This window comes from Legionella sp. ST3F1, from assembly GCF_048553315.1.
Taxonomy (GTDB): domain Bacteria; phylum Pseudomonadota; class Gammaproteobacteria; order Legionellales; family Legionellaceae; genus Tatlockia; species Tatlockia donaldsonii.
Genome location: NZ_JBLZIO010000017.1, coordinates 1 through 25,718, shown reverse-complemented (window position 1 = coordinate 25,718; position 25,718 = coordinate 1). Strand labels below are relative to the sequence as shown.

Here is a 25,718-nt window from a genome sequence, read left to right as displayed (position 1 = left end):
CAAATATTAAGCTGTTTGTCGTAAATGATTAGCCTTTGGTATTGCCTCATCCGCACGATATCCACCTGCTAATTCTTGATAGAGCTTAACTACCGTTATGAGTTGCTGCAACTTATCTTGGTTTAAATTGATGTTTATCTTATCCAGGAGAACTTTGCTCTTCAAGGTTTCTACATAATTCTGGATGCCACGCTGGTATAAACGATTATTTAAATCGTATGCCTTTGCGACACGTTTTTGTGCCAGAGTGGTCTGCCGAAATTTATTGGTTAAGCGCTCATTTTCTGCTAGAGCATTCGTAGTATCTCTCAAAGCTTTTTGCAGCGTATCAATATAGTTGAAATAAGAAACCTTATTTAAGCCACGTGCCCTGGAAATTTCCCCAAGAACCGACATGCGGATCAAAGGAATTTTTAATAATTGATCATTAAAATAAACATGCTCTCTTGGCACCTCATAACGGCTATCACCAGCAACCAGGCCATCAATCAAATCTAATTGGATAGTGGGTAAAAGATTAGAGGCCGCCAATCCTATGCCTTCGTTAGAAGCGCGTAAGCGATGTGCAGCCATTTGCATATCAGGTCTATTTTCAAGAACTGTTAACGGTAAGGAACCTGGTATTAAATGGCGGTTATTAAATTGTAAAAATTTTGCTGAAGTTTTTATTTCACCTGGATTTTGATTAACTAGATAACGCAAGGCATTACGACTAATAATGATATTACGCTCGGCAACCTCTACTTCCCCTCGGATTATCTCCGCTTCGCTATACAATTCTTCCTGTTCAATTTCCGAACTCAAGCCTCCCTTATAAACCTTATTAGCAACCTGCGCGAGATGAGCAAGATCATCAGCCAAAGTCTGCAAAAGTTGTTTACGTTCTTTTTCAGCCAGATAGGTAAAATAGCTTGCCGTAATTTGGGAAATAATGACCAATTTAAGAGCATCATCTTCGGCTTTGATTTGCTCTAATTTATATTTTGCTATTTTTTGTTCTTTAATTTGATGAAAGATATTCATCGTATAATTGGGAATTAGGACAGCCAGAATACCAGGAAATCCGGTTGCTGGATTTCTGGAATAACCTAGCATCATGTCTAGAGTTGGGATCCATTGATAACGAACCTTTTTAAGTTCTCCTTGTGCTGCCTCTATATGACCTCGTGACATATTAAGGCTGGTATTACACTGCAAACCTCTGGCAATAAACTGATTAAGTGTCGGATCTTTAAAACCACGCCACCAGGCTATATAAGGCATATTTTTTTCGTCTGTAGAAATAATATTTCTGTCAGTTACAGACCATTGATTGGTGACTTTAACATTAGGTTTAGGGTAGGGATTATGATAAGCACATCCGGCTAAAATAAATGTTAATAAAAAAGCTTTAACCAGGTGTTGCATGCATTACTCCGTCGCTTAAATCCATTTTCTCTACGCCAATAACAAAAGCTTTTAACCGTACTAAATCAGCCTGTACCTGTTGCAATAACTGAAAGTAATCGAATTTATGATAACGTTTAGTATAATAGGCCATATAGAGAGCTTTAAGGCCAATAAAAATGCGATTAGTTAATTCAACAAACTGATTAAACGTATCTCCCACTGCACCTTCCGATTTAATTATAAATTGGGCATTCCTTATTAACATATTCACCGCAAAGAGGCTTTCCGTCAATTTAATACATGCTCTAAACCATTCTGTTCGTTGAATTTTTCCCTGATTTAATAATTTAACTAACGTATAAAGATCGTTAATCACCTCCGATTGTGTCTGGTTAATAAAGCGTTCCATCAACTTATAGCGACGAAACCAAAAATATTCAAAAATTAAAATAATGCCAAAAGCAATCACGGTACAAAGAGTATAATCAATGATGTAGTAGGTTACTGTCAGCGAATTCTCTGTACTAAAATAGCCGGAGCCAATCACCGACGCATTCACAGTGAATACAGTTGGAACACTATACTCACGCCCCACCAGGAAAAAAGCAAAAAACACAGTCATAGGGAGAATAATAATTAGGGTTCGATAGTCAACATGGCCTATAAACCATAGTATATAGCCGCTAAATAGACCTAAAAGCACTCCTAGGAAGCGCTGATAGGCACGAAAGATCGTTGTCCCATTGTCGAAACCAGCATAAATCATCATTACCGCAAAGCCAGTCCAGCCAGCGCGCGGATACCTTAGCCATTCCTGCACAAAAAAAGTAAAGAAAAACACAGTACTAATTTGTATGCAGCGCAATTCAAGGTAAGTAAAGGTCTGGTTTCCTAGCCATCCGCGCATAAATAATTCCAGCTTAAAATTAATTGATATAGAAGACGTAACTCATGTGTTTCGTTAAACGCAGGTAACTCTTGTTGAGTCAAAATAACAGGCTGCCTGTTTTTAGAAGCCTCGGCGAGACGTGCAAGATAGGTATGTAAAACAGCGACGTATTCTATGCGCAGTTGCTTTTGAAAAGATAATAAATAAGACATCGTCAAGATCAGTTCAAAAGCCAGGAGAGTTATTTTTAATACACTGAAACATTTAATTTTTTTAGGCAACATTTTGGCATAACGTTCCATTGTAATAATGCCTGGGAAAATAGCGATGGTTTCAACTTCTCCTTTACAAAGTTTACCAGAGAGTGTTTCTAGATTAGTAATGACCTCACGAAATGCACTGAACCAAATTTCAAAATAGTAGCTTTTGGGAAAAATAGACAAGCCAGCAAAAATAACTACAGTAGCAGCAATGGTTTGTAAGGCATTATTGACAGCAATATAAAAATTACTATCTGCATCAAGCCCATAAATGAGGGAATAAGAGGCCAGACTTAACATTAAAGGAACAATAACAAGCATTCTTTTCAGGGTATGCAGCACAATAAAGTAAAGGGCCAGGGTGTAGAAAAAAACAAAAAAAATAAAAAAAACGTTATAAACAGAAAAGACACCAAAGAGAAAGATCGATAAAGCACTACCAAGAAGAGTCCATAACAAAAATACATATTTTTCTTTTAGCGTAGTCCCAGCAGTTTCGGCTGTAAGGCAAGTGATCGGAACATAAAAAAAATAAAAATAAGGATTGTGCATAGAAGAAAAAAGGTTAAACAGAATCATGAGTTCCAAGACAAATAGGGCCTTTAACCCATTAGTACGATGTTCTTTATATTTATCGTAGGCAGCAATCTTATCTTTTAGTCGAGATATAAACATAAGCACTTGCGCCAGGGTTTAGAGGATAATTTGGATCAGGATCTAATATTTTGATTTGCAAAGGGAACCGCTGCGGCAGTAATAACCATTCATTCTGATTGGAAACAACCTGCAGCTGGCTTTTTTGAGCCGTCACTTGTCTTTCTGCTGGCCATAGTGAGTTAACTACTTCACCATGAAATAGTTTATCAAAATAATACATACGCAAAATAATATAAGCCTTATCGCCAGGGCGTACATTACGTAAATCAGTTTCATTAAAATTGGCCTGAATATAAAAGTTTGATGTGTCTATAAACGAAAACACCGGTTTATGAATTTCAATCGGTGTATTAGGGGAGACGTACATATTATCTATTACGCCATCTCCCGGAGCCCTTACCACAGTCAAATCAAGATTAATCTTGGCTTGATTTTTTTTAGCTTTAAGACTGGCAATCGTATGTTTTTGCTGCTCAATTTTAGCCTGTAATATTTCTACCTCTTGTAATAAGGACGCACGTTTATTACTTAGCGTCGTTACATCATAAGAAAGGTTTTTAATTTCCAGAATCGAAACTGCTTCAGCTACATTTTTATCTTTTTTTAAACCGAGGGCATATTTAGCCTTATCTAATTCAGCATCAGTTGCTCTAATTAGAGCCATCGTTTTATCAATTTCCTTTTGAAATACAGTGATTTTCTTTAACCCCTCCTGATAATCCGCACTGGCTTGCTGATAAGCTAATTGATAAGGGACTCTATACACTGTAAATATGCGGTCATTTTTTTTGACGTGCTGACCGTTTTTTACATAAATATCGGTAATAAAACCCGAGACATCAGCGGCTACCGGGGTGACATTGGTCACGACAAAAGCATTATCAGTAAAGGGAATTAAATACGAAAAGAGATGGAAGATACCAATAAGAAGTGCCAAACCGACAACAAGAACTGGCAAACTAAGATGACTTTTCCATCGTTTAAAAAAAAGAGGCATTGTATGCGTAAAGAAATGATGTACCCATTTGCCTAATGCTTCATACCATACAGTAGAATTATCGTTCACAATAACGCGCCTCTTTATAAAACAACGAGTACCTAACTTAATTTATGTTAAATTGCACCTTTTTTCCATTTTCGAATTAAACGAGAATGATTATTGGGCGATTCATACAAACGACTTTGTCCGTTTTCTGGTAAATACCCCCATTGCGATTCCTCAGCAAGTATGGTTTGGGCATCAAAATAACCAGCATCTATTCGCTTTTTAATAATAGACTGGCCAAAGTTATAATCTTTGGAAGCTGCCTTAACAATTCTTGCGCTGTAAATTAAGTGAACGAGAGTACAATGATGCGGGGTGCCAATATCAAGTAAATGTGCATATTTTTTCCTCTGATCAGCAGTCAAAATACGACTTAATTCTAACATCGAGTTACGCATTTTTTGGCGTTGCAGATAGTTAAAAATAGAGCGTTGCGCGTGTGTACTATAAGAAATATCTTTCATTCGTTCCTCGATCTCGTTCATGGTTTCTGGCATGAATGAAGGCCCTCCAAAACAATCAATAAGAAAACACAATGTATTATCTGGCGGAATGGCCTCTAAGATAACTTCCAGGGGCATATTTGAGTGTACACCACCATCCCAGTAAAATTCACCATTTATGTTAATTGCAGGAAACCCGGGGGGTAGGGCTGCACTCGCCATGACATGCTCTACTTCAATACGGTAATTAATGTTATTGAAATAAATCAGATGGCCATTAGAAATTTGTACGGCACCAAGACTTAGACGGATGGGGCAGGAATTGAGAAGATCAAAATCTATCAATTCCAAGAGTGTTTCTCTAAGTGGCGTTGTATCGTAATAGCTAAGCGTGGTGGGATCTCCCCATATGGGGAAGCCGCCAGTACACCAGCGAGGGTAAAAAAATCCGGGTTGCCCATACAGTAAGGCAAAAGAGGCACTGATTTTATTATAAAGCTCCAGAGTTGAATCCAACTCCCCTAAATATTCAACTATATTATTAGGAGCAATTTTTTGCCAAAATTGCTCTAGCCTTTCAATGCGTTTTTCTGGTGGACTCCCAACTATAATTGCAGCTTGGATAGCCCCAATTGAGGTCGCTGCAATCCAATCAGGCTGATAACCTGCTTCTAATAATCCTTTAACCACACCAAATTGATAAGCACCTAAGGAACCCCCTCCTTGTAATACGTACGCGACTCGTGGAAAACGTCCTTTAGGTTTAGCGGGTAAATGATTAAAACGGTTTGCCAACGGATTATTACCAGTAGGTTTCGAGTCCCTCTTCGCATTCATAAAAATCTCCCTTTATTACGAGCACCGGTATGCACTATACATGAAGATTATCACCAAAAAATCAGTATAGGAATCAAAGCAAAAAAAATACTCTTAACTTATAATTACATTGTTAGCTTAAAAACAGGATTGATTGATATGGAAAAAATGATCAAATCTATTGATGTGATTATCGTGCGAATCTATATTCTTGAGTCAGCAAATTTAGTTAAAAAGATCTTTGACTACCTGGAAAAAACGGTAAAGATTCGCGGCATAAGTTTGTTTCGTGGCCTAAAGGGCTTTGGTGAAACAGGAGAGCACAGCAGCTCTGTGTTTGATGTCCGGTGGGATTTGCCAATCATTATAGAGTTTTTTGATAGCGAGGAGAAAGTGAAATCTGCTTTAGAGTACTTGAATACCTTTATTAAGCCTGAACACATTGTTTTTTGGAGAGCACAAACAAATACCGAACTCTAAGACGGAAAATATTACTCCTAAAGCTTGCCACACTCTAGGAAGTTGATAGGTGTTTTATAGCTTTTGTATTTTTTTCATGCTCAATCAGCCATTTTTTTCTTGCAACCCCTCCACCATAACCACTGAGCTCCCCATTGCTACTAATAACTCGATGACAAGGGATAACGATTGCAAGTTGATTTGATCCATTAGCTCGTGCTACAGCACGCCAGGCAGAGGGTCTATCAACAATTTTTGCAATATCAGCGTAGGAACGAGTTTCTCCAGGAGGAATTTTGGCTAAAGCATCCCAAACTTGCTTTTGAAAAGGGGAGCCAAGCAGGTTTAGCGGTGTATTAAATAGTTTCAGATCGCCATTAAAATAAGCATTAAGCTCGCTTTGAATTGAAACAAGAGGGGCTGTTGAGCCAGGAATGATTGCTGACTGTGTTTTTTTTCGCAGGCGTTCAACCTCGCGCTCAAGCCCTTTACGATCAATGAACTCCAGGAGGTAAAGGGTGTTTTCATCCGCAATAGCGAGCATTGGCCCCAGCTTAGTATCCAGCCAAGCTGCCTTTAAAATATTTTTATGCCCATGCTTGGCAGGAGCAGCACCCATAATTCGTGCAAATGCATCTCTAAAGCCACTACCAGATTCATAGCCTGCAGAAATTTGCGTACTGATAACTGACTCACCATTTCTGATTTGTTTCACTGCCATGCCTATTCGTCGAGCTCGCGCATATTCTACAAAGGTCATACCAAACCTTTTTTTAAATTGGCGACGAGCGGTCGCTGCCTCAATTGATAGAGCCTGGAAATCTGCATTTTTCCATCGTTTTTCAGGGTTTTCTTCAATAGCATTCACTAATTTTTGTATTATTGTTGAGACTTGATTGGGATGAGAAAGAGGAAGACAACGCTTGCAAGGCCTAAATGAAGCTAGTAGGGCTTGTTGAGCTGTTTCGTAAAATTCACAATGCTCAAACTTAGGTTTTCTTGCAGGACATGTTGGGCGACAAAATACACCGGTCGTGGTAACAGCAACGTAAAAAACACCTTCATATTCAGTATTCTTATTCAATAACGCCTGATAATACTCGATTTTTTTCTCTTCCGTTAACATAGTGACCTCTAATGACCATTACTTCCATTTTATTTTAGCGAATTTAGAAAAAGGCGCCGCCGAAATTTGGACATTGATTTTTATTTTATGGAAAAGGGTATTGGATCAGTTTCTAAGAAAAGATAGTGGGCAGTCTACAATATGAGCAGTCACCCACTGAATAAATGGAATAAAGCTTACTAAGTCTGCTTAAGCAGCGCAGGCAGCAGTATTAGTAGAAATATTATCATCTTGAGATTGCAGGACAGGAGTTGTCCATGTAAAACTTGAACCAGGAGGTCCATTCTCATCATCCTTTTTAGGAAAAAGAATCGGCATCCTGCAAGTAGACTGGAGCCCTAGTGCAGTTTTTGACGTTATACCAATTGCACATAATTTAACAAGGGAAGGGGATACCCAAGGGATTAGATGACTTCTTTGTTCCTCTCTTTCCTCTTCTTCATTTTGTATTGGTTCATTACTTCCAAAAAGCCAATTTTTCAGAGAACTAAATGCCTGAACAACACGGGCAACGAAATTTTTGATATTTTGAAAAAGCTGCATTGAAAACCTTTTATTAGGACTACAATTAATACACTCAGAGGCATTATTATACTAAAAAGTACAAAAAAAGCTATTTATAATTTTTAACAAAATGTTATGACGCTGTATGGAAATGAAACATCTATCGCATACAAGTTATTTATAATGACTTGCTTTGCTTAAGCATCTCTAAAATGCAATTATGGTTTGCCTTGTCTTAGCCATTGGCGAAGAGCATCGATTGTTTCTTGGTTGACTTTTAAAAGTTGATGATAAAGCTGTTCTAATAATGTCCGGTGGCCTGCTTTGTAATAGCGTTCAAGATACTGGCATGCTAATTCCAAGCGAGCTGTACCAAGATATACTGCGCCACCTTTTAATTTATGTGCAATCTTTTCAATTTCACTCCAATTTTTAGTCGTGTAAGCTTTTTCTATCTGATAAATATCGTCTTGTCTTCCTTCAGAGATAAATTCTCTTATAAGTTCTTGGAGCAGCGTGAGATTGCCATCAAAGTGTTTAAGGGCTTCTTTTTCGCAAAAAATTGGCATACGTCCCAATTCAAATAACTCTCTTTCTGTCGCAGGTAACTCTTCCCCCAAACCTTGCGAAGAAATTGTCTTGGTATTTTGCGTCTCCTCAGAATGTTTAATGATATATTTATTAACAATATTCTGAATCATATGCAAAGTAATCGGTTTGGTAAAAACATCATCCATACCGGCTTTTAAACACTCAGCTTGCATAACGCCAGTAGTATGTCCTGTCAATCCTATAATAGGTATTGGTTTTTTAGTATGCGCTATCTCCCATTCGCGAATTTTAGCAACAAGTTCATTACCTGACATTCCCGGCAAACCAACATCGGTGATTATAAGATCAAAATGATTTGCTTTAGCCAACTCTAAGGCTTCCTCTCCTGTAGAGGCCGATTTAAAGCGGTATCCGTTTTTAGAAACCATTGTTTCTAATATTTTTGCAGCCAGCATGTTATCTTCAACTAATAAAAGAAGTGGGGTTTTTTCATTTTCGTTTGTAGGGTGTGATAACTTCGTCAAGCTAGAAGAAGTTAGTGGAGTAGGAGAGTGGAATTGAGACTCAGCCAATTTTTCTATTATTACGTCTCCTTCTACACCTTTTCGACAAGAAAGCTCGAAATACACTGTTGTCCCAACCCCTTCTGTACTAGAGAGCCCAATTTCCCCACCCAATAATTCAACATAAGAACGCACAATATGTAACCCAAGGCCGTAGCCTTTATAAATTCCTTTGTATGAAGGGGTTGCTCGGAAGAAACGATCAAATACTTTGTCTTGTATATTTTTAGAAATCCCAATTCCTGTATCAGACACACTGAATTTTAGTCGAATATCTGAATCATTACTTTCAAGACAAGAAATTTGTATAGTGATCTGTCCGGCCAAAGTGAATTTAATAGCATTACCTAGCAAATTAAGTAGTATGCGGTGTATTTTATTGCGGTCACTTACAATATATCTAGGGACATTCCTATCAATATCAACATTTAGTCCTAAATTCTTTAATGTAGTAGTGGGGCGCTCAAGTTTTACCAGATCTGCTATGCATTGATATAAATCAAAAGTATCAAGATGTATATCATTTGCATCCATATTGCCAACGCTAACATCCCGAAGAATATCGTTTAACATTCTTAGTAATTCTTCACCGCTATCATAAAGCATACGAGCATCTTTCTTTTGCTCTGGGTCATCTAAAGTATTTTCTAGTATTTCAGAAATGCCAATAACACCAATGAGAGGAGTGCGAATATCATGACTCATATTGGCTATAAATTCGGTTTTTGCACGACTAGCTGCTTCTGCTTTTTGTCGAGCAATAATTAAATCTTGTTCTAAATTTTTCTGCTCAGTGATATCCATTGATGTACCAATAATACCAACTATCTCATTCTTCTCATTATATAAAGGACTTTTTATGGTTAATTCAGTAATAACTCGTCCATTGGCTAATTTTGCTGGCTCCTCTCTCTTGTAGGTTTTATTTTCTCGCATTACCTCCAAATCAAGGTTACGCCAATCTTGAGCAAATTCTTTCCAACATAAATCAAAATCAGTTTTTCCGAGTACTTGTTCAGGTTTGTCAAAGCCGGCCATGTTGGCAACAAATTGGTTACAGCCCATATAACGACCTTCTTTATCTTTCCAATAAATTGCACCCGGTAGCGTATTTATAATAGCATTTATGTAGGATTTTAATGCTTCATTGGTTCTATCAATAACTGTAAATATCGCTAAATAGGACGAGTTTATGTAGGCGATTAAAAGTGTATATTCGAAGTTTAAATTTTTATCACTTAGCTCAGATTGCTCAAACAAAGTCGAATTTACCTTATTCATTAAATTAACAATATTTTTTTTATCGAGATTTAAGTGACTAATTGCATCAGCAAAAGGTTTATTCTGATAGTAAGCTAATTCTAAAAAATAGTTTTTATCTGTTTTGAGAATGATATGTTTAATTGTATGTTTTTTGTCAATAAAAAATACAATTCTTTCGGCTTCCTTTAGAAAAGAAAGAAAAAAAAGGCTATTAATTTTTTCTTTCATCGTTTGATTAGTTGGAGAGGATGCTTGAGTAACCATTAATATTCCTTTTCGATTACTGGTAAGGTGGCATCAAGTAAGTTTTCAATATAGATTGCCACTTTTTCCATCGTATTGTGCTGATGAAATTCATGATAAGTCATATGTAAATGGAAAGTTTCATTAATAGTAGCCAAGAAATAATACATGGATAAGGAAGAAACTCCATGTGTCCAAAATTCTTCTGTGATTAGCACATTATCACCTGTAATATTAAGCCACATTTGTTTTAACTTGGATAAAATCGAATTATTACCACCTTGTTCATTATTATAGGCGGTAGGAAGAGATAATTTCTTTTTATCCAGCTTACCATTAATTGTCTGTGGCCATTTTTCAACCCATATATAAATAGAGGGATTTACCCAGGTCATCACATGCTTTTTAACGTGCATTTTTATATGATCAAAACAAAATTTCTGTAGCCACGGACTAAAAGGTTCCCTGCAATGGGCATGAAAAGAGTCAATTTTCTCCTTTTCAAAAGGACGTATTAGCTCTTTCGTATTAGAAACAGGAACTAATAGCATTTGTATATAATTTTGCGGTGCATTATGTTGATAATGAATAAATCTTTCATAGCCATTCAATTTTTTATGGATTAGAGCATGCGCAATGGTTTTATTTTTTTCATTCAATAATATTGGATTTTTTAACAAATTTTCCAAGTGAGTATTTTCACGAATTGATAACGCATTGCAAAGGGTATCAAGATAGTCGTAAGGTATACTCTGGATTTTAATTGGTCTGGGAGTTTGATTAAGAATATCCGTTATATCGTCTTCAGAATTAAATGCATTAAACGCGATTGTTTGACACTCGAGTTGCATCACTTCTTGCTCAATATGTAATATCACATCGTAGCGAAAATAATTAAGCTCATTTGGATAAAGACCATGCTTAACATTGATATCTACCCAGCTTATTCTCTTAAATTGTTCTTTCAATGCATAAAAGAATAGGGGAGACAATACAATTTCACTATCCCTTGATTTGTAAAATAAATGTGACGGATATCCATCCTCTTTCTCGTGGTGATGGCAATAATGTTTAATACCAAGAAAGACCTCTAACAATTCAAGTGAGCGTACATCACCAATCAGTATCCTACCACCAGTTTTAGTCGCTTTGATCAGTTGTCTAAGAGAGTCCATAAGTGATTTTATACTTGGTAAATATTGAATCACTGAGTTAAGAATAATGCAGCTATATTGGTTTGTTTCGTGGATATTAATGATTGATTCCAGTTTGAATTCAATTTTGTTCAAATGAACGTTAGGAACAATTGATTGAACATAATCAATAGCTTTCTGCGAAATTTCAACTAATGTTACTTGTTGTGCTTTCGGTAAGTAATCTAAGAGTAGACTTCCAGTACCACACCCAACTTCAAGTACATGAGTAAGGTCAGCATTTTGAATATATCTGCGAATATTAATATATGATTCCGAGAGTTCATCCGCTTGAAATGTTTTTCCTGTAAAGGAATTTTGCCAACCACATGTATTTACAATCCCACTTTCAAATTCTTTGGCATGAGTGTAGGTTTCATCATATATCGTTTCCATATAGTAGGATGAATCTTTGCTGATAATATTTGAATGGTGTGAAAATAGCGATTCCTCATCAATTTCCACATAAGCAGCCAGGGTTTTGTAATAATCATTGTGCTCATGGATCTTTACGACAGCTTTTTTTACAAATATTTCCTGTTCAATCGAAGCTTCTATTTCCCCTGCCTCAATACGAATACCACCAAATTTTAATTGATCGTCTTTTCTTCCCACATAGCAGATCGTGTTGTTATCTGTTTTAACAACTAAATCACCGGTTTTGTAAAAACGGTCTCTTTCTTTCTCATCATGAATAAATTTAATATTTGTCAGTTCTTCCGCATTTAAATAACCTCTTGCAACGCCTAGCCCCCCTATATAAAGTTCAGCTTGATTCGAGTCGTCTTCATAAACTAGTTTAAGAGTAGTATTTGCAAGAGGTTGACCTAAAGGAACAGATTCAGTGGTTATTGGGCTTTTTAAATGATAAATCATCGACCACATACTGGTTTCAGTTGGTCCATAGACATTCCAAACATTCCCTTTTTCATATTGCAGTTTTAAAGCAAGACTCGTTTTAAACTTCTCACCACCAACTAAAATTCTTATTGAACCATTATTATTCCAATTGTTTTTTAATAATATTTCCCAAGTTAATGGGGTTGCTTGGATAAAGCTTACTTTAGAATTTTCTAAATATTGTTTTATCTTTTTCCCGTCTGCTACAACACCATGCTCGGTCAGAACAATAGGGGCACCAAGCGTTAATGGCATTAATAATTCAATTAAAGAAATGTCAAAAGTGTAATCGGTAAGAGCGAGGAAGCAATCTCTATTTGATAGGGCTAAAGTCTCAATTAATGAAGAAAATAAATTCATCATAGATTGGTGTTCAATCAAAACACCTTTGGGTTTTCCAGTTGACCCTGAGGTATACATCACGTAAGCAAGCTCATTATGACAATATGTATACTCCATAGAGAGATTGTTATTATTGTCAGCATACAGATTCTCTGGCCTAATTGCCTTTACGCTACTCGGCAAATTAAATTGGATTGCCGTATCACAAAATAGGAGTTTAGCCTTGGTTTCTTCTAAGATATATTCTATACGTGAGCAAGGAGAAGATGGGCTTATTGGCAAAAAAGCGCAACCTGATTTTAATATACCCACCATGGTGATAATAATATTAGGAGTCCTCTCTAATACCAAAGGGATGATGGTTTCTTTAGGAAAATCAAACCTAGAAATTTCATGGGCTATATTATTTGATAATCGATTTACTTCTTCATAACTAAATATATTTTTTCCAAAATATATTGCAGGCTTATTCGAAAAATTTTCAACTACAGAAGAAAATTGTTTAATAAAGTGAGGTAGCATTCCCCATTCTCCCTTGTTTGTTTCTATTGGTAGCAATTACCATTAGTTTAGATTTCAGGATTAATTTATTACACTATGCAAAAATAACTGATGGTTAAACTTATATTTCTAATTTCTTCAAGTCGTATTTACAACTACTGAGTTTAAAACTCCTCTTTAGTCTCGAGTAGAGGATGCTTATCAAGTAATTTTTTTCAGTATCTAATGTATCAACTGCAAGAACTTGCTTATTGGCTTTATTAGCACAAGATATAACGGATTGATCAGGTAGGAGTTGAGCACGAATTTGTCTAGTTAATTCATTAACCGATAACGCAGGTAAGCCAATATCGGTAATAATTAAATCAAAATCTTTCGATTTTGCTATTTCAAGCGCATCCTCGCCATCGGTGGCAGAAGTATAATGGCATCCTGGTTTTTCTCTATATCCTCCAATCATTTGTAACGCGATTGAATTATCTTCGACCAGCAAAAGGGTGGTGCAAGAAATCTTATTTTTAGGAATCTCAAGGATACTTGCTTTGCCTGGCACACTTTATCTCCTTTTAGTACCAATAACGTACAAAATGGCAGCAAAAGCCATTCCTTTAATAAATGGCAAATTTTGGCCAAGTACCAATGGCTGCGTAATATATCACAACAATTGCCTAAGGAGGCTCCAATATTTTCAATATGGTAACAAAAAATATCTTTTCCTATCATTTCACTAGCCAAGGACAAGCATTTAGGATAAACAAGTTTGAGAGATTGTTTGTTGGTCTTGTCTTATCGGCTCGGCGTGATGTTAAAAATTTCATATAATTCAGTATATTAGTCTGCTAATTCATAAAATAAGCACCCCTCCACTAAGTCTGATTATCAAAATAATCAGACTTAGTGTCGCAATTCGACTACCAAGCACATTCATTCCCTTTTGATTCCCTGATTACTCTAATCTCCCTCAATCTTTCTGAAAACAAATAGATTTTTATACAAAGAATGATCTTAGGAATACTCCTCTTTATATTTTTTGTTTAAATTTTAATCAAATGTGGTATAATGTCCTCTTTACAAATTGAAATTGATAACAAGCATTGATACCATCGCCGATTTTATAATCCTTAGTAACAGTGTTGAATTATGAATTACAAAGTTGAACTAGAGAAAGAACACAATAAATACAAGGTTCTTTCCCAAAAAAGAAATGAGTTAATCAATGATTTTTGTAGTTTGGATCATACAATTGAAGAACTTAGTCAGTTAAGACAAGCACATAAAGAATTAGTTATCGCTATTTCAGAAGTACTGCATAAAAGTTCAGAACTGATTCAAAAAGCGTTTTATGCAACAACTCACATAACGGAGAATCATTACAGTGATGAAAAGATATAATCCTTTAGATGCACAAAAAACGTTTGGTATTCTTTTTATTGAAAATGGTGCCCTCGCCTGTATAAAAAGTTTTTTTATTATCTTATTAAGTTGGTCGTTGCGTACAAACACAGCCCCTGTCCCTGTTTCTGTATGGATACTTAGCTATTTTGCTCTTTGCGCATACTTTACCTGGAAGCCTAAATTAACCCGATTCCTAGTTAACAGAAAGCAAAGAAAAACAGCTAAAGATGATTAGTATTTTTATTTTCATCATCGATCCACTGGCTAGTTATCGAGCATGCTTTTAACCGCTTTAGTTCATTAGGATTTGACAGTCTATACACATTTTTATCCACAGATTTTGTGGATAAATTCAATACCCCTCTAAAGAAAGAAAACACCTCAATGCCTTATGGGGCAAGGATTATCTCTTAAAATAGGCGTTTTTTTTATAAAACTTGTCGGGAATAGCGAAGAATTATCCACAGGATATTAGAAGAAGTAAACAGACCTACTGCGCAGACGATGATAAACAAATAAATAATAAAAAAACAGTCTTGACTAAGAATATTTTTATAATGACGAGTCAATCTTGTAAATAACAGGACATGAATTTCATTCCCTCATTCGAGGCACCGTAATCTCCAATGACTGCAGCACCCAATGATAATAAGGAGAACTGCATAACCATTTGAAATGTCTCACATTTATTCTTTTTTACAGATGAGATAAAAAAATAATCCAGTTTTAGCTTATCAAAAAATGACATGTCATACATGGCAATAATTTTTTTATTCTTTTTGAACACAAAAGCAAATTGCTTATTTAGATAATGTTCAAATTCCACCAAAGTGATGCAAACTTTCAATTTTTACATCACTCTGCAATAAAACACTTATACCTCATAACTAGAAACAAACTTCTCCTCTTGATTATCTACTGAAACTGGTGGCGGCTCAAATTGGAAAAATCGGGAAAGAATCCAGGATTTTCTTGTGGGATAACTCTCGGAAACCTTTTCTCGAAACGGAGCTGGTGAATGAATAGCGAAAGGTTTTTCTTGCGTATCGCCTGTATTATCGGTGGCATCCATCCTATCCAACCCAACATCAGCATTTGTTGATGGTTCAGAAACAACGTCCTGCAAATCATCGATTTTTCTTTTTTTAACAATAGACTTAGGCGCCTCTTTAGGCCTGACTTGAGTTGAACGTTGAGCAGGATGTTCTCTTTTTGGGGCACTTGCTTCCTCGCTAGTCCTATTTTCTAATAAACTCGTTGCGTCACTGACTAATTCATCAACTGAGCTTATAAAGCTATTATCAAATCCTAATTGCTGTTGAGTAGCCTCATCCTTATAAGATTTTTTTAAAAGAGCAGAAAAACTTCTCCCTACCGTTATAATCTTTCTTAATGCCTCAGGGACTACATGAGGAGAATTTTTAACATAGTGAAAGAAAATTTCTGCTCTACGGAATTTAATCTCTTCCTTTCTATAAACTGCTTCCATTAACTGATTTGAAAGTAATGGTGTCATACTGGTATAAGGGAGGGAGCGGGTATGTTTGCTAATTATCTTATAGCACTCATCGGCTTCATCAAGCTGTTGAAAGCACTCTTTACGAGTAGCGCTCACTTTCATCGCAAGGGCATACGCTATATAACTTTTCCCGATTATTAACAATGATTGATTGCATGGCTCAACCTGGTGAGCCATGGCTGTTGCTAAGAAGGATTTAAGGGTGTGTTTATCTACTTGCTCATATAACCGTATATTGGCTGCCAACAGCCTGGGATTTTTGGTAACCAAAAATCTTTCGTAATTGAAATGAATTTCTTCATAAATTTCTATTATATTAGTCATATTATCTCTCTAAATTATAAGCATATCCCTATGGTTTCATAGATGCTTCGCTATTGAGAATATGACAGCGAAACTCTCTCAATTTCAAAAAATAGCTGGCAATTATGAAGTAAACACAACAATTGTAAAAGGGAAAATTTCCACTTCAAAAGCCAAGTTGGAATGCAACCTGGAAATACTGTTTTTTATCATTATTTTAAGTTTTACCGTTAACACAAGTTTTTGTTATTTTCACAAAGGCGAAAATCTATTTTTAACCAATCCCTTAATTTACAATCTAACTATTAAACCAGTTCACCGCTTACCCAGGAAGATAAAAAATACATCAATTCGAAGACTTAGAGCTCCCCTCCCTATTATCATTGCTTACGAAAAAATTGAGTATGATTCTTCTCTTTATAAAGACTGTTGAGCTAAGCGATCTGGCGGTAGCTTAATAATGAAAGATCGATTTTGGGCAGCAGCTACTACAGAAACTTATCAAAGAATTCTTCTTTATAAAAAACCTGCTTTGATCTATGCTGGAAAACCTTAGGTCTTTGTTTTATAACAATGAACACCACTAGAGTGAGGGAAATCACGATGGATTTTATACTACCTGGTATGACTCTGCTCTTTTTCGGACTTTGTCTCGCCTTAATCAACTTTTTTGATTCATTATCGCGGAGCGAACGATGATCACATACCTGATTTGTGGGTTAATTACCCTCGCCCTACTGATTTACTTACTGTTTGTTTTATTCAAACCAGAGGTATTTTAGAAGATTATTTTATAGTTTGTTCGCTAGATTAATTATGACTTGATTTTGAGCATGCCCGTAGGAAAGGACTCTATGACTGAGATAGGTTTATTACAAATTTTTTTCTACCTGCTAATCCTCCTTGCCTTGGTAAAACCTTTGGGCTGGTACATAACCAGCGTTTATGAAGGTAAAGCTTGGGGATTACATTATCTTGGCGCCCCACTGGAGAAATTCATTTATCGACTTTGCGGCATCAAACCCAAGCAAGATATGGATTGGAAACGCTATCTTTCTGCTATGCTCGTTTTTAACTTATTTGGCTTATTAGCCGTTTATCTAATCCAACGCTTGCAAACCTACCTTCCCCTTAATCCACAACAATTCATTGCCCCCTCCCCACACCTGGCATTTAATACCGCTGCCAGTTTTGCAACCAATACCAATTGGCAATCCTATGGCGGGGAAACAACAATGAGCTACTTAACGCAAATGCTCGCTCTTACCAGCCAAAATTTTCTTTCAGCGGCTACAGGTATGTCTCTCTTGATTGCTCTAATCCGTGGCATCAAAGGTAATGAAACAAAACATTTGGGGAATTTTTGGGTAGATACCGTCCGCGCGACTCTTTATATCTTGCTGCCATTATCATTGCTTTTTGCAGTCATTCTGGTCTCACAGGGCGTGATTCAAAATTTTAAACCTAATCTAACGGTTAGCTTATTACAACCGATTAGTTATCACGCGGGACAAACATCGACAGAAATTAAAACCCAAATCATCCCTATGGGCCCTGTTGCTTCGCAAATTGCCATTAAACAATTGGGTACCAATGGTGGTGGATTTTTTAATGTCAATTCGGCGCATCCTTTTGAAAACCCTACGCCATTAACCAATTTTTTAGAAATGCTTGCTATTTTGCTGATTCCTGCTGCCCTTTGTTATACCTTCGGGATGATGGTTAATGATAGACGTCAAGGATGGGCTATATTAGCCGCGATGTATTTTGTATTGATTCCTTTTGTTATTTTTACAGCCATTGCAGAACAAGCAGGAAATCCAGCCCTTTCATCTTTAGGTGTTGAGCAAAGAGCACAATATGATAGTTATCCTGGTGGTAATATGGAAGGCAAAGAAACCCGCTTTGGAATAGTTAGTTCTGCTCTTTGGTCTATAGCGACCACCGCTGCCTCTAACGGCTCTGTTAACTCCATGCTTGATTCTTATACGCCCTTAGGGGGATTTGCACCTCTCTGGATGATGCATTTGGGCGAGGTCATCTTTGGCGGTGTTGGCTCAGGTTTGTATGGCATGTTAATGCTTGTCATTATTACAGTCTTTATTGCCGGCCTTATGGTTGGAAGAACACCTGAGTATTTAGGTAAAAAAATTGAACCTTATGAAATGAAAATGGCCTCCATTGCAGTTTTAATTATGCCTCTTATAGTCTTGCTTTCTACGGCAGTAGGCTCTGTTACTGAAATGGGAGTAAGTTCGATTGGTAATCCCGGAGCACACGGATTTAGTGAAATTCTCTATGCCTTCACTTCGATGGGAAATAACAATGGTAGCGCTTTTGCCGGGCTCAATGCGAATACTCCTTTTTATAATCTGCTGGGTGGTTTCATGATGCTGGTTTCACGCTTCTGGATTGCAATACCAGCCTTGGCTGTTGCTGGCTCTCTTGCAGGCAAAAAAATAAGGCCACACAGTTCAGGAACCTTGGCTACGCACACACCTCTTTTTATTCTTCTTCTCATCAGTGTCACTATCCTCATCGGTGCACTGTCTTTTCTTCCGGCATTGGCTCTAGGACCAATCGTTGAGCAATTACTACTTTGGGGACAGCATGGGCGCTAATACACATCGATCTTCCCTATGGGATTTCGGCATCATAAAGATGGCAGTACGCCATTCGTTTTTAAAATTGGCACCTCTTCATCAAATTCGCAACCCGGTCATGTTTTGTGTTTATATCGGCTCATTGATAACAACCGTACTGTTTATTCAGGCTTTATTTGGGGAAGGAGAAGCCTCACCAAAATTCATTTTAGCAATCACCTTATGGCTTTGGTTTACCATCCTTTTCGCTAATTTTGCTGAAAGCATGGCAGAAGGCCGCGGCAAAGCACAAGCCCAAGCCTTACGCAAAGCCCGCCGTGAAATACAGGCAAAGAAATTGGCAAAACCAGTTAAAGGCGCAAAAATTACTTTGGTTCAATCCGCCCTCCTGCGTAGTGGCGATATCGTGTTCGTTGAGGCAGGCGATTTCATTCCTAGCGATGGTGACGTCATTGAAGGGATTGCTTCCGTTAATGAGAGTGCTATCACAGGAGAAAGTGCGCCAGTTATTCGCGAAAGCGGCGGTGACCGCAGTGCGGTAACAGGAGGAACCCAAGTTATTTCAGATTGGCTCATCGTGCGTATTACTTCTAATCCAGGTGAAACTTTTTTAGATAAGATGATTGGCCTGGTGGAAGGTGCCAAACGCCAGAAAACACCTAACGAATTAGCACTGACTATTTTACTCGCAGCATTAACTATTGTCTTTTTATTGGTCTGCGCTACGCTTTTACCCTTCTCTATTTACGGTGTGGTATCAGCCAATGCAGGCAAAGTGGTAACTATCACAGTACTAATAGCACTCTTTGTCTGTCTGGCACCCACAACCATTGGTGGTTTGCTTTCAGCGATTGGCATTGCTGGCATGGATAGAATGATTCAAGCCAATGTCATTGCTATCTCAGGACGTGCGGTTGAAGCCGCAGGTGATGTCGATGTTTTACTATTGGATAAAACAGGAACGGTTACCTTAGGAAATCGTGAAGCAATTGAATTTATTCCGGCAGAAGGAGTAAGCATTGCGGCCTTGGCTGATGCTGCACAGCTAGCCTCATTGGCTGACGAGACACCAGAGGGACGTAGTATCGTCATTTTGGCCAAAGAGAAATATGGATTACGTGGCCGCAATATTTCCAAACTAGGTGCGACCTTTATTCCCTTTACTGCTGAAACAAGAATGAGTGGAGCGAATTTACCAGGACGGCAAATTCGTAAAGGAGCGGCGCAAGCTATTAAACACTATGCGCAGGAAATAGGTGGTACTTTTCCAAATTCAGTGCAAGAAAGTGTTGAGATCATTTCTCGTCAAGGTGGGACAGCACTTGTTGTGGTCGAAGAAAAAAAGATATTAGGTGTCATTCACCTCAAGGATATTATCAAAGGTGGTATCCGTGAACGTTTTGCTCAACTTAGGCGCATGGGAATCAAAACAATCATGGTAACTGGTGATAACCCATTAACAGCAGCAGCAATCGCCGCAGAGACCGGTATCGATGATTTTTTAGCCGATGCCAAACCAGAAGAAAAACTTAAACTCATCCGCAGTTTACAAGCACAAGGCCATTTGGTTGCTATGACAGGTGATGGAACCAATGATGCCCCTGCTCTAGCCCAGGCTGATGTGGCTGTTGCAATGAATACAGGTACACAGGCAGCAAAAGAAGCTGGTAATTTAATTGATTTGGATTCCAATCCTACTAAATTAATTGAGGTCGTTGAAATAGGTAAACAATTGCTAATGACGAGAGGCGCTTTAACTACCTTTAGTATTGCCAATGATGTCGCAAAATATTTTGCAATTTTACCGGCTGCATTTGCGAGCACATATCCCGCATTAAATACCTTAAATATTATGCACTTAGCCACACCTGAAAGTGCTATCCTATCTGCAGTCATTTTCAATGCTCTTATCATTATTTTTCTTATTCCACTTGCACTTCGCGGCGTGAAATATCATCATGTTGAAGCAGCTAAGTTGTTGCGAAGCAATGTTCTTATTTATGGATTAGGCGGTTTAATCGTGCCTTTTATTGGGATTAAACTGATTGATTTGCTCTTATCAGGATTGGGTCTAGCATAAGGAGGAGCCGATGTTTAAAGCAGCAGTCAACCAAATGAAAACAGCTTTAATACTACTTATTTCACTAATGCTTCTCACCGGTTTAATTTACCCGCTTATTGTCACTGGCCTTGCACAATTTTTTTTCCCTACTCAGGCAAATGGGAGCTTAATTCAACAAAATGGCTTGATTATTGGTTCTCGATTAATTGGGCAATCGTTTTCTTCACCTGCTTATTTTTGGGGCAGACCTTCTGCAACTACTCCTTTTCCCTATAATGGCGGCGCTTCATTAGGATCAAACAGCGGTCCATCTAATCCCGGATTTTTAGCCTCAGTTAAGGATCGAGTAACACAGCTCAACGCATTTAACACAAAGGCCAATCAGTTAGTTCCTGTTGATTTAGTGACTACTTCAGGTAGTGGACTTGATCCTGAAATTAGCCCTTATACTGCCTTCTATCAAGTAGCACGTGTTGCTAAGGCACGCCACATTCCTGAAAAGGAATTGCAAGCATTGATCATCAGTCAAATTAAAAGCCGTACTTGGGGAATACTTGGTGAACCTCGAGTTAATGTTTTGCAATTAAATCTTGCTCTGGATAATTTAAGGACAGGTGATGGTCGATTCACGTCCAAATCCTGAGCAGTTATTACAGCGTGCCCAGGAAGAAGAAAAACAAGGGAATCGCGGTAAGCTTAAAATCTATTTGGGAGCTGCACCTGGAGTTGGCAAGACCCATCAAATGCTTCAGGATGCGCATGAAAAGCGTCGCCAGGATCTCGATGTTATCGTAGGGATTGCCGAATCCCATGGACGGAAAGATATAGAACGCCTGTTACATGGCTTTGAAATTTTGCCTAGAAAAGCTGTTCTTTATCACGGCAAGCGCTGTTTGGAGTTTGACCTTGATAGCGCCTTGCAACGACATCCAGGAATTATTTTAGTCGATGAAATGGCCCATTCGAATGCTCCCGGGCTACGTCATGAGAAACGCTGGCAGGATATCAAAGAATTGCTTGAACGTGGTATTGATGTTTATACCACTCTTAATGTGCAGCATATTGAGAGTTTAAAAGACGATGTCACCCAAATCATTCAGGCTCCGATCAGAGAAACTGTTCCTGACTCCATGATTGAAAGTGCTGATACGATTGAGTTAGTTGATTTGCCTCCCGAAGATTTACTGAAGCGCCTGGAAGAAGGAAAAATTTATATCCCGCAGCAAGCCGAGTTTGCTCGCGAACATTTTTTTCGCAAAGGAAATTTAATTGCTTTAAGGGAGTTGGCATTACGTACCACCGCAAAACAGGTAGGCTCGGATGTCTTGTGGTATAGACAAGGCGAAGGTATACAAAAAATATGGCCTGTCAAAGATAAAATACTTGTCTGTGTGGGACCAAAACCGGAGGCACAAAAATTAATCCGTGCAGCCAAACAACTGGCAAATAGTTTACAAGCAGAATGGCTAGCTGTTTATATTGATATACCTCATTTACGATCAACGGCATATGAACGTCGCCGTGCTATTAAAAACTTACGGTTGGCAGAGTTATTGGGTGCAGAAACACATATTTTAGCGGGCTTTGATATTGTTAAAGAGATCATAAGTTTTGCCCGCGAACAAAATATCACTCTGATTATGATATGGAAGCATATTCCCATTCGCTGGCAGAGTTGGTTCCGCCGCAATTTAGCCGATGAAATTGTTCGTCATAGCGGCGAAATTGATGTCTATATTATTACAGGTGAGTCCTCTGAGAGTTCAGTTAAAAAAGAGCAGTTACCCTCCCCAAAACCATGGAAAATCTACGGTATTACCTTGGGCATTGTCACTTTAGCAACTTTAGTTAATGCCCTGCTTTATCCTTTTCTTGCAACAAGCAACCTTATCATGGTTTATTTATTGGGTGTCACAATAGTTGCCCTTTTTGGAAAAATAGGACCCTCCACTCTGGCATCAGTATTAAGTGTTCTGGCTTACGACTTTTTCTTTATATCTCCTTTTTTTAGTTTTGCGGTCACTGATATAGAGTATTTTTTTACCCTTGTTGTGATGTTAATAGTTACTCAAATTATTAGTCATCTAACTATCTTAATGCGTCGCCAAGCTGAATCGGCACGGCTTACACAGCGACGAACAACTGCGCTCTATACTTTTAGTCGACAACTTACGAGCACACGTGGAGTTGATAATCTACTTCAATTAGGAACGCAACACATTGCGAATGCTTTTAATAGCAAAGTTATGGCATTACTTCCGAAAAAGAAAAATCTTGCAATTCGCTCTGGCTATCCTTCCCAACAAAAACTGGATAGTAAAGAGCAAGGCATTGCAGAATGGGTTTATGAGATGGGGCAACCTGCTGGTTTTGGTACCGAAACCTTATCATTTTCCAACGCACTTTATCTGCCGCTATTGGGTTCATCTGGCCCTATCGGCGTTTTAAGAATCCAGGCACTGAATCAAGAATTGCTCGCACCTGAACAAAGAGGTCTTTTAGAGTCCTATATTAATCAAATGGCTTTGGCTCTGGAAGTTGACTATTTGCATGAAAAAGCAAGAAAGAAAGAATTGGAAGTCGAACGAGACGACGCTAGAACCTCCCTGCTAAAATCTATTTTTCATGATTTATGCTTTCCTTTAAAAATAGTGATTAGTACGGTTAATCGTCTAAAAAAAATAGAAGGGAAAAAAGTTAGGGAGATAGAAGAAAATATCGATCACGAAATCGATAAGCTCAACAGATTGAATAATAATCTTTTCCAAATTATTCAATTAGAAACTCAAGAGATTGAACTGAAAAAAAATCTCTCTTCGCTAAAAAAAATTATCGAATCGGTCATAAAGCATTCTAAAAAATCCATTCACAAACGGCGTATTCACGTCAATATTCCAGAAGCGCTTCCTCTCCTTATGATAGATAGTAAACTGATTCAAGAAGTCCTGCTCCATTTATTAGATAATGCTATTAAGTATTCTCCACCCGAATCTCCGATCCATATTTTAGTCGAAGCAACTCAAGAAAGGATTGTTGTTAGTATCGAGGATTTTGGTTCAGGAATTATCCCTCAGGAAAAGAATAAGGTATTTAAAAAATTTTATCGTGGCAAACAAGTTATATCTGAGCACGGATTGGGATTAGGTCTGACAATTTGCCAAAAAATAATTGCAGCACATGCAGGTCATATTTGGGTAGAAAATATTGAAAATAAAGGAGCCTCTTTTCGTTTTTCACTTCCGCTAAAACCTGAGGCAATATGATAAAATATGAACATCATTTTGCTTTTAATAATAAATTTATTTTTCATATCGGTTGCCACTGCGAATCAACTGCATGATTCTCAACCGCCATCCCAAAGCACAGCGGATACTTTAACAAATAATTGGAAAGTTTTTGGATACATTGACGGCTCATACAATTATTTATTGCGAAGCAATCAATTTATCAGTGGAACTTATGATCGGGTATTTGATATTAAGCAAAATGGACTCACCCTCCAGCAAACTGGTATGACTTTGGCTTATCAACCACAAGAGGGCTTTGGTGGCTTAATAACGCCAGTAGTTGGCCGTGATGCTCAGACTTTTGCACCTTATGGCTGGATTACTAGTGATCCTTCCCAGGAAATAGGTTTCGCAATTCCACAAGGTTATCTTCAATATACTGCTGCTTCCTTAACATTCATGGCTGGAGCCTTTATTGAATTGGCAGGTGCTGAGAATCTCTTTTCTTACAATGATACCAATTTTTCGCGCTCCATTCTTTGGGGATATGCCGAACCTTTTACAGTGACAGGATTACGGGTTTCTTATATTCCCAATAACAAACTCACTTTGATAGGAGGACTAAATAATGGCTGGGATAATATACGAGATACCAGTCGCGGTAAAACCATCGAACTAGGTGCTTCCTATGTTTTTAACCCCATGTTTTCTCTAGCCACTTATCTTTATTCAGGCCAACAGCGTGTCACTGAGCGTACGTCATACGGCCCTACAGGACAACGAACTCTACTTGATCTTGTTGCCACGCTAAATATTACCGAAAAAATAAGCTTTGTAGTGAATTATGATGGTGCTCAACAAACTAGAGCCGCTCTTCCAAACGGGACTATAGCAAAAGCAATTTGGCAGGGTGTTGCTGGATATTTTAATTATAAATTTAGCGAAAAATGGAGAACTTCCCTACGCGGAGAAATTTTCTCTGATAAAAATGGTTATCGCACAGGTGTTGCACAGACTTGGAAAGAAATTACACTAACTGTTGGCTACGAGTTGTTGCAGAATTTTGAATTACGTGCCGAAACAAGACATGATATTTCTAATGTAAATGCTTTCCTTAGGGCTAACAATAGAGGCGCGAGTAATAACCAACAATCGTACGCGATAGAAATTGTGGGCAAATTTTTATAAGGTATGTTTCGAATTGCCTGATCAAGCTATAAGCAAAATAAAAAATCAAATCAGGAAATCCAAACTAAGTGATTTATAAACTCGTTTCAAAATTTGTTCTGCATTGATTTCTATCAATCGATGAGCGCTGTTTTAATGCCTGACCTTATTCAGGTTCAATGGCTATTACATAGTCTCGGTTAAAATGGTCTAGGATCCATAGATACTGTCTTTAAAAGCAAGCCCAATTTTCATTAAAAGGTTTGTTATTTTTAAGAACGCCAAAGATGATATGGG

General features: G+C 37.7%; 20 protein-coding genes. 9 read left to right on the top strand and 11 right to left on the bottom strand.

The window, feature by feature from the left end:
- Positions 1-6: 6 nt before the first annotated feature.
- The 5 genes from ACN4Z1_RS11715 to ACN4Z1_RS11695 form a co-directional block, all read right to left on the bottom strand.
- A complete protein-coding gene (locus ACN4Z1_RS11715) occupies positions 7-1,407 on the bottom strand; it encodes a TolC family protein (RefSeq protein WP_228364656.1) in 1,401 nt (466 codons plus the stop codon).
- Positions 1,391-2,296, bottom strand: a complete 906-nt coding sequence (locus ACN4Z1_RS11710) for an FUSC family protein (protein ID WP_228364655.1) — start codon at positions 2,294-2,296, stop codon at positions 1,391-1,393. The genes ACN4Z1_RS11715 and ACN4Z1_RS11710 overlap by 17 nt, the downstream gene beginning before the upstream one ends.
- The gene (locus ACN4Z1_RS11705; RefSeq protein ID WP_228364654.1) at positions 2,281-3,213 is read right to left on the bottom strand and encodes an FUSC family protein; all 933 of its coding nucleotides are present in this window, start codon (positions 3,211-3,213) and stop codon (positions 2,281-2,283) included. The genes ACN4Z1_RS11710 and ACN4Z1_RS11705 overlap by 16 nt, the downstream gene beginning before the upstream one ends.
- Positions 3,188-4,192, bottom strand: a complete 1,005-nt coding sequence (locus ACN4Z1_RS11700; protein ID WP_255673238.1) for an HlyD family secretion protein — start codon at positions 4,190-4,192, stop codon at positions 3,188-3,190. The genes ACN4Z1_RS11705 and ACN4Z1_RS11700 overlap by 26 nt, the downstream gene beginning before the upstream one ends.
- 116 nt (positions 4,193-4,308) lie before the next feature.
- Positions 4,309-5,520, bottom strand: a complete 1,212-nt coding sequence (locus tag ACN4Z1_RS11695; protein ID WP_228364652.1) for a patatin-like phospholipase family protein — start codon at positions 5,518-5,520, stop codon at positions 4,309-4,311.
- A gap of 138 nt (positions 5,521-5,658) precedes the next feature.
- Between ACN4Z1_RS11695 and ACN4Z1_RS11690 the strand changes: the two genes are divergently transcribed.
- Positions 5,659-5,979 carry a DUF190 domain-containing protein gene (locus ACN4Z1_RS11690; RefSeq protein ID WP_228364651.1) on the top strand — a complete coding sequence of 107 codons (321 nt, stop codon included), beginning with the start codon at positions 5,659-5,661 and terminating at the stop codon, positions 5,977-5,979.
- Positions 5,980-6,013: 34 nt separating this feature from the next.
- Here the strand turns inward: ACN4Z1_RS11690 and ACN4Z1_RS11685 are convergent, their stop codons facing one another.
- From ACN4Z1_RS11685 to ACN4Z1_RS11665, 5 genes are all read right to left on the bottom strand, one after another.
- Positions 6,014-7,084, bottom strand: coding sequence for a bifunctional transcriptional activator/DNA repair enzyme AdaA (locus ACN4Z1_RS11685; protein ID WP_228364650.1), 1,071 nt, complete (start codon positions 7,082-7,084; stop codon positions 6,014-6,016).
- Positions 7,085-7,273: 189 nt separating this feature from the next.
- Positions 7,274-7,627 (bottom strand): hypothetical protein, encoded by a 354-nt coding sequence (locus ACN4Z1_RS11680; RefSeq protein WP_228364649.1) that lies wholly within the window; start codon positions 7,625-7,627, stop codon positions 7,274-7,276.
- A 179-nt stretch (positions 7,628-7,806) separates the two neighbouring features.
- Positions 7,807-10,230, bottom strand: a complete 2,424-nt coding sequence (locus tag ACN4Z1_RS11675; RefSeq protein WP_228364648.1) for a PAS domain-containing sensor histidine kinase — start codon at positions 10,228-10,230, stop codon at positions 7,807-7,809.
- Positions 10,230-13,166 (bottom strand): amino acid adenylation domain-containing protein, encoded by a 2,937-nt coding sequence (locus ACN4Z1_RS11670; protein ID WP_228364647.1) that lies wholly within the window; start codon positions 13,164-13,166, stop codon positions 10,230-10,232. The genes ACN4Z1_RS11675 and ACN4Z1_RS11670 overlap by 1 nt, the downstream gene beginning before the upstream one ends.
- A 100-nt stretch (positions 13,167-13,266) precedes the next feature.
- Positions 13,267-13,698, bottom strand: a complete 432-nt coding sequence (locus ACN4Z1_RS11665) for a response regulator (protein ID WP_228364646.1) — start codon at positions 13,696-13,698, stop codon at positions 13,267-13,269.
- Positions 13,699-14,285: 587 nt separating this feature from the next.
- On the opposite strand from ACN4Z1_RS11665, the gene ACN4Z1_RS11660 reads away from it, so the two are divergent.
- Together ACN4Z1_RS11660 and ACN4Z1_RS11655 are read left to right on the top strand one after the other, a co-directional pair.
- Positions 14,286-14,537: a hypothetical protein gene (locus ACN4Z1_RS11660; RefSeq protein WP_115221342.1), complete on the top strand. Its 252-nt coding sequence runs from the start codon at positions 14,286-14,288 to the stop codon at positions 14,535-14,537.
- Positions 14,524-14,775 (top strand): hypothetical protein, encoded by a 252-nt coding sequence (locus ACN4Z1_RS11655; protein WP_228364645.1) that lies wholly within the window; start codon positions 14,524-14,526, stop codon positions 14,773-14,775. The genes ACN4Z1_RS11660 and ACN4Z1_RS11655 overlap by 14 nt, the downstream gene beginning before the upstream one ends.
- A gap of 639 nt (positions 14,776-15,414) precedes the next feature.
- On the opposite strand, the gene ACN4Z1_RS11650 is transcribed toward ACN4Z1_RS11655, so the two are convergent.
- Positions 15,415-16,383 carry a hypothetical protein gene (locus ACN4Z1_RS11650; RefSeq protein ID WP_228364644.1) on the bottom strand — a complete coding sequence of 323 codons (969 nt, stop codon included), beginning with the start codon at positions 16,381-16,383 and terminating at the stop codon, positions 15,415-15,417.
- 674 nt (positions 16,384-17,057) lie between these two features.
- On the opposite strand from ACN4Z1_RS11650, the gene kdpF reads away from it, so the two are divergent.
- The 6 genes from kdpF to ACN4Z1_RS11620 all read left to right on the top strand — a co-directional run bounded on the left by kdpF (position 17,058) and on the right by ACN4Z1_RS11620 (position 25,442).
- Positions 17,058-17,144, top strand: a complete 87-nt coding sequence (gene kdpF / locus ACN4Z1_RS11645) for a K(+)-transporting ATPase subunit F (protein ID WP_082646665.1) — start codon at positions 17,058-17,060, stop codon at positions 17,142-17,144.
- Between the two features lie 72 nt (positions 17,145-17,216).
- A complete protein-coding gene (gene kdpA / locus ACN4Z1_RS11640; protein WP_228364643.1) occupies positions 17,217-18,983 on the top strand; it encodes a potassium-transporting ATPase subunit KdpA in 1,767 nt (588 codons plus the stop codon).
- Complete coding sequence (gene kdpB, locus ACN4Z1_RS11635) at positions 18,973-21,045, top strand: potassium-transporting ATPase subunit KdpB (protein WP_228364642.1); 2,073 nt, start codon at positions 18,973-18,975, stop codon at positions 21,043-21,045. Before kdpA ends, kdpB begins: the two co-directional genes overlap by 11 nt.
- Before the next feature lie 10 nt (positions 21,046-21,055).
- Positions 21,056-21,670, top strand: a complete 615-nt coding sequence (gene kdpC, locus ACN4Z1_RS11630; protein WP_228364641.1) for a potassium-transporting ATPase subunit KdpC — start codon at positions 21,056-21,058, stop codon at positions 21,668-21,670.
- Complete coding sequence (locus ACN4Z1_RS11625; RefSeq protein ID WP_228364640.1) at positions 21,645-24,290, top strand: sensor histidine kinase; 2,646 nt, start codon at positions 21,645-21,647, stop codon at positions 24,288-24,290. Before kdpC ends, ACN4Z1_RS11625 begins: the two co-directional genes overlap by 26 nt.
- A 6-nt stretch (positions 24,291-24,296) precedes the next feature.
- Positions 24,297-25,442, top strand: a complete 1,146-nt coding sequence (locus ACN4Z1_RS11620) for an outer membrane beta-barrel protein (protein ID WP_228364639.1) — start codon at positions 24,297-24,299, stop codon at positions 25,440-25,442.
- Positions 25,443-25,718: the final 276 nt, after the last annotated feature.

Bases quoted from the DNA above. Each gene is read 5' to 3' on its own strand.
- ACN4Z1_RS11675 (WP_228364648.1), bottom strand. From the start codon at position 10,230: ATGGTTACTCAAGCATCCTCTCCAACTAATCAAACGATGAAAGAAAAA.
- ACN4Z1_RS11685 (WP_228364650.1), bottom strand. From the start codon at position 7,084: ATGTTAACGGAAGAGAAAAAAATCGAGTATTATCAGGCGTTATTGAAT.
- kdpC (WP_228364641.1), top strand. From the start codon at position 21,056: ATGTTTAAAGCAGCAGTCAACCAAATGAAAACAGCTTTAATACTACTT.
- ACN4Z1_RS11660 (WP_115221342.1), top strand. From the start codon at position 14,286: ATGAATTACAAAGTTGAACTAGAGAAAGAACACAATAAATACAAGGTT.
- kdpF (WP_082646665.1), top strand. From the start codon at position 17,058: ATGATCACATACCTGATTTGTGGGTTAATTACCCTCGCCCTACTGATT.
- ACN4Z1_RS11650 (WP_228364644.1), bottom strand. From the start codon at position 16,383: ATGACTAATATAATAGAAATTTATGAAGAAATTCATTTCAATTACGAA.
- ACN4Z1_RS11625 (WP_228364640.1), top strand. From the start codon at position 21,645: ATGGTCGATTCACGTCCAAATCCTGAGCAGTTATTACAGCGTGCCCAG.
- ACN4Z1_RS11705 (WP_228364654.1), bottom strand. From the start codon at position 3,213: ATGTTTATATCTCGACTAAAAGATAAGATTGCTGCCTACGATAAATAT.
- ACN4Z1_RS11715 (WP_228364656.1), bottom strand. From the start codon at position 1,407: ATGCAACACCTGGTTAAAGCTTTTTTATTAACATTTATTTTAGCCGGA.
- ACN4Z1_RS11655 (WP_228364645.1), top strand. From the start codon at position 14,524: ATGAAAAGATATAATCCTTTAGATGCACAAAAAACGTTTGGTATTCTT.
- ACN4Z1_RS11695 (WP_228364652.1), bottom strand. From the start codon at position 5,520: ATGAATGCGAAGAGGGACTCGAAACCTACTGGTAATAATCCGTTGGCA.
- ACN4Z1_RS11620 (WP_228364639.1), top strand. From the start codon at position 24,297: ATGAACATCATTTTGCTTTTAATAATAAATTTATTTTTCATATCGGTT.
- ACN4Z1_RS11700 (WP_255673238.1), bottom strand. From the start codon at position 4,192: ATGCCTCTTTTTTTTAAACGATGGAAAAGTCATCTTAGTTTGCCAGTT.
- ACN4Z1_RS11680 (WP_228364649.1), bottom strand. From the start codon at position 7,627: ATGCAGCTTTTTCAAAATATCAAAAATTTCGTTGCCCGTGTTGTTCAG.
- kdpA (WP_228364643.1), top strand. From the start codon at position 17,217: ATGACTGAGATAGGTTTATTACAAATTTTTTTCTACCTGCTAATCCTC.
- ACN4Z1_RS11690 (WP_228364651.1), top strand. From the start codon at position 5,659: ATGGAAAAAATGATCAAATCTATTGATGTGATTATCGTGCGAATCTAT.
- ACN4Z1_RS11670 (WP_228364647.1), bottom strand. From the start codon at position 13,166: ATGCTACCTCACTTTATTAAACAATTTTCTTCTGTAGTTGAAAATTTT.
- ACN4Z1_RS11710 (WP_228364655.1), bottom strand. From the start codon at position 2,296: ATGCGCGGATGGCTAGGAAACCAGACCTTTACTTACCTTGAATTGCGC.
- kdpB (WP_228364642.1), top strand. From the start codon at position 18,973: ATGGGCGCTAATACACATCGATCTTCCCTATGGGATTTCGGCATCATA.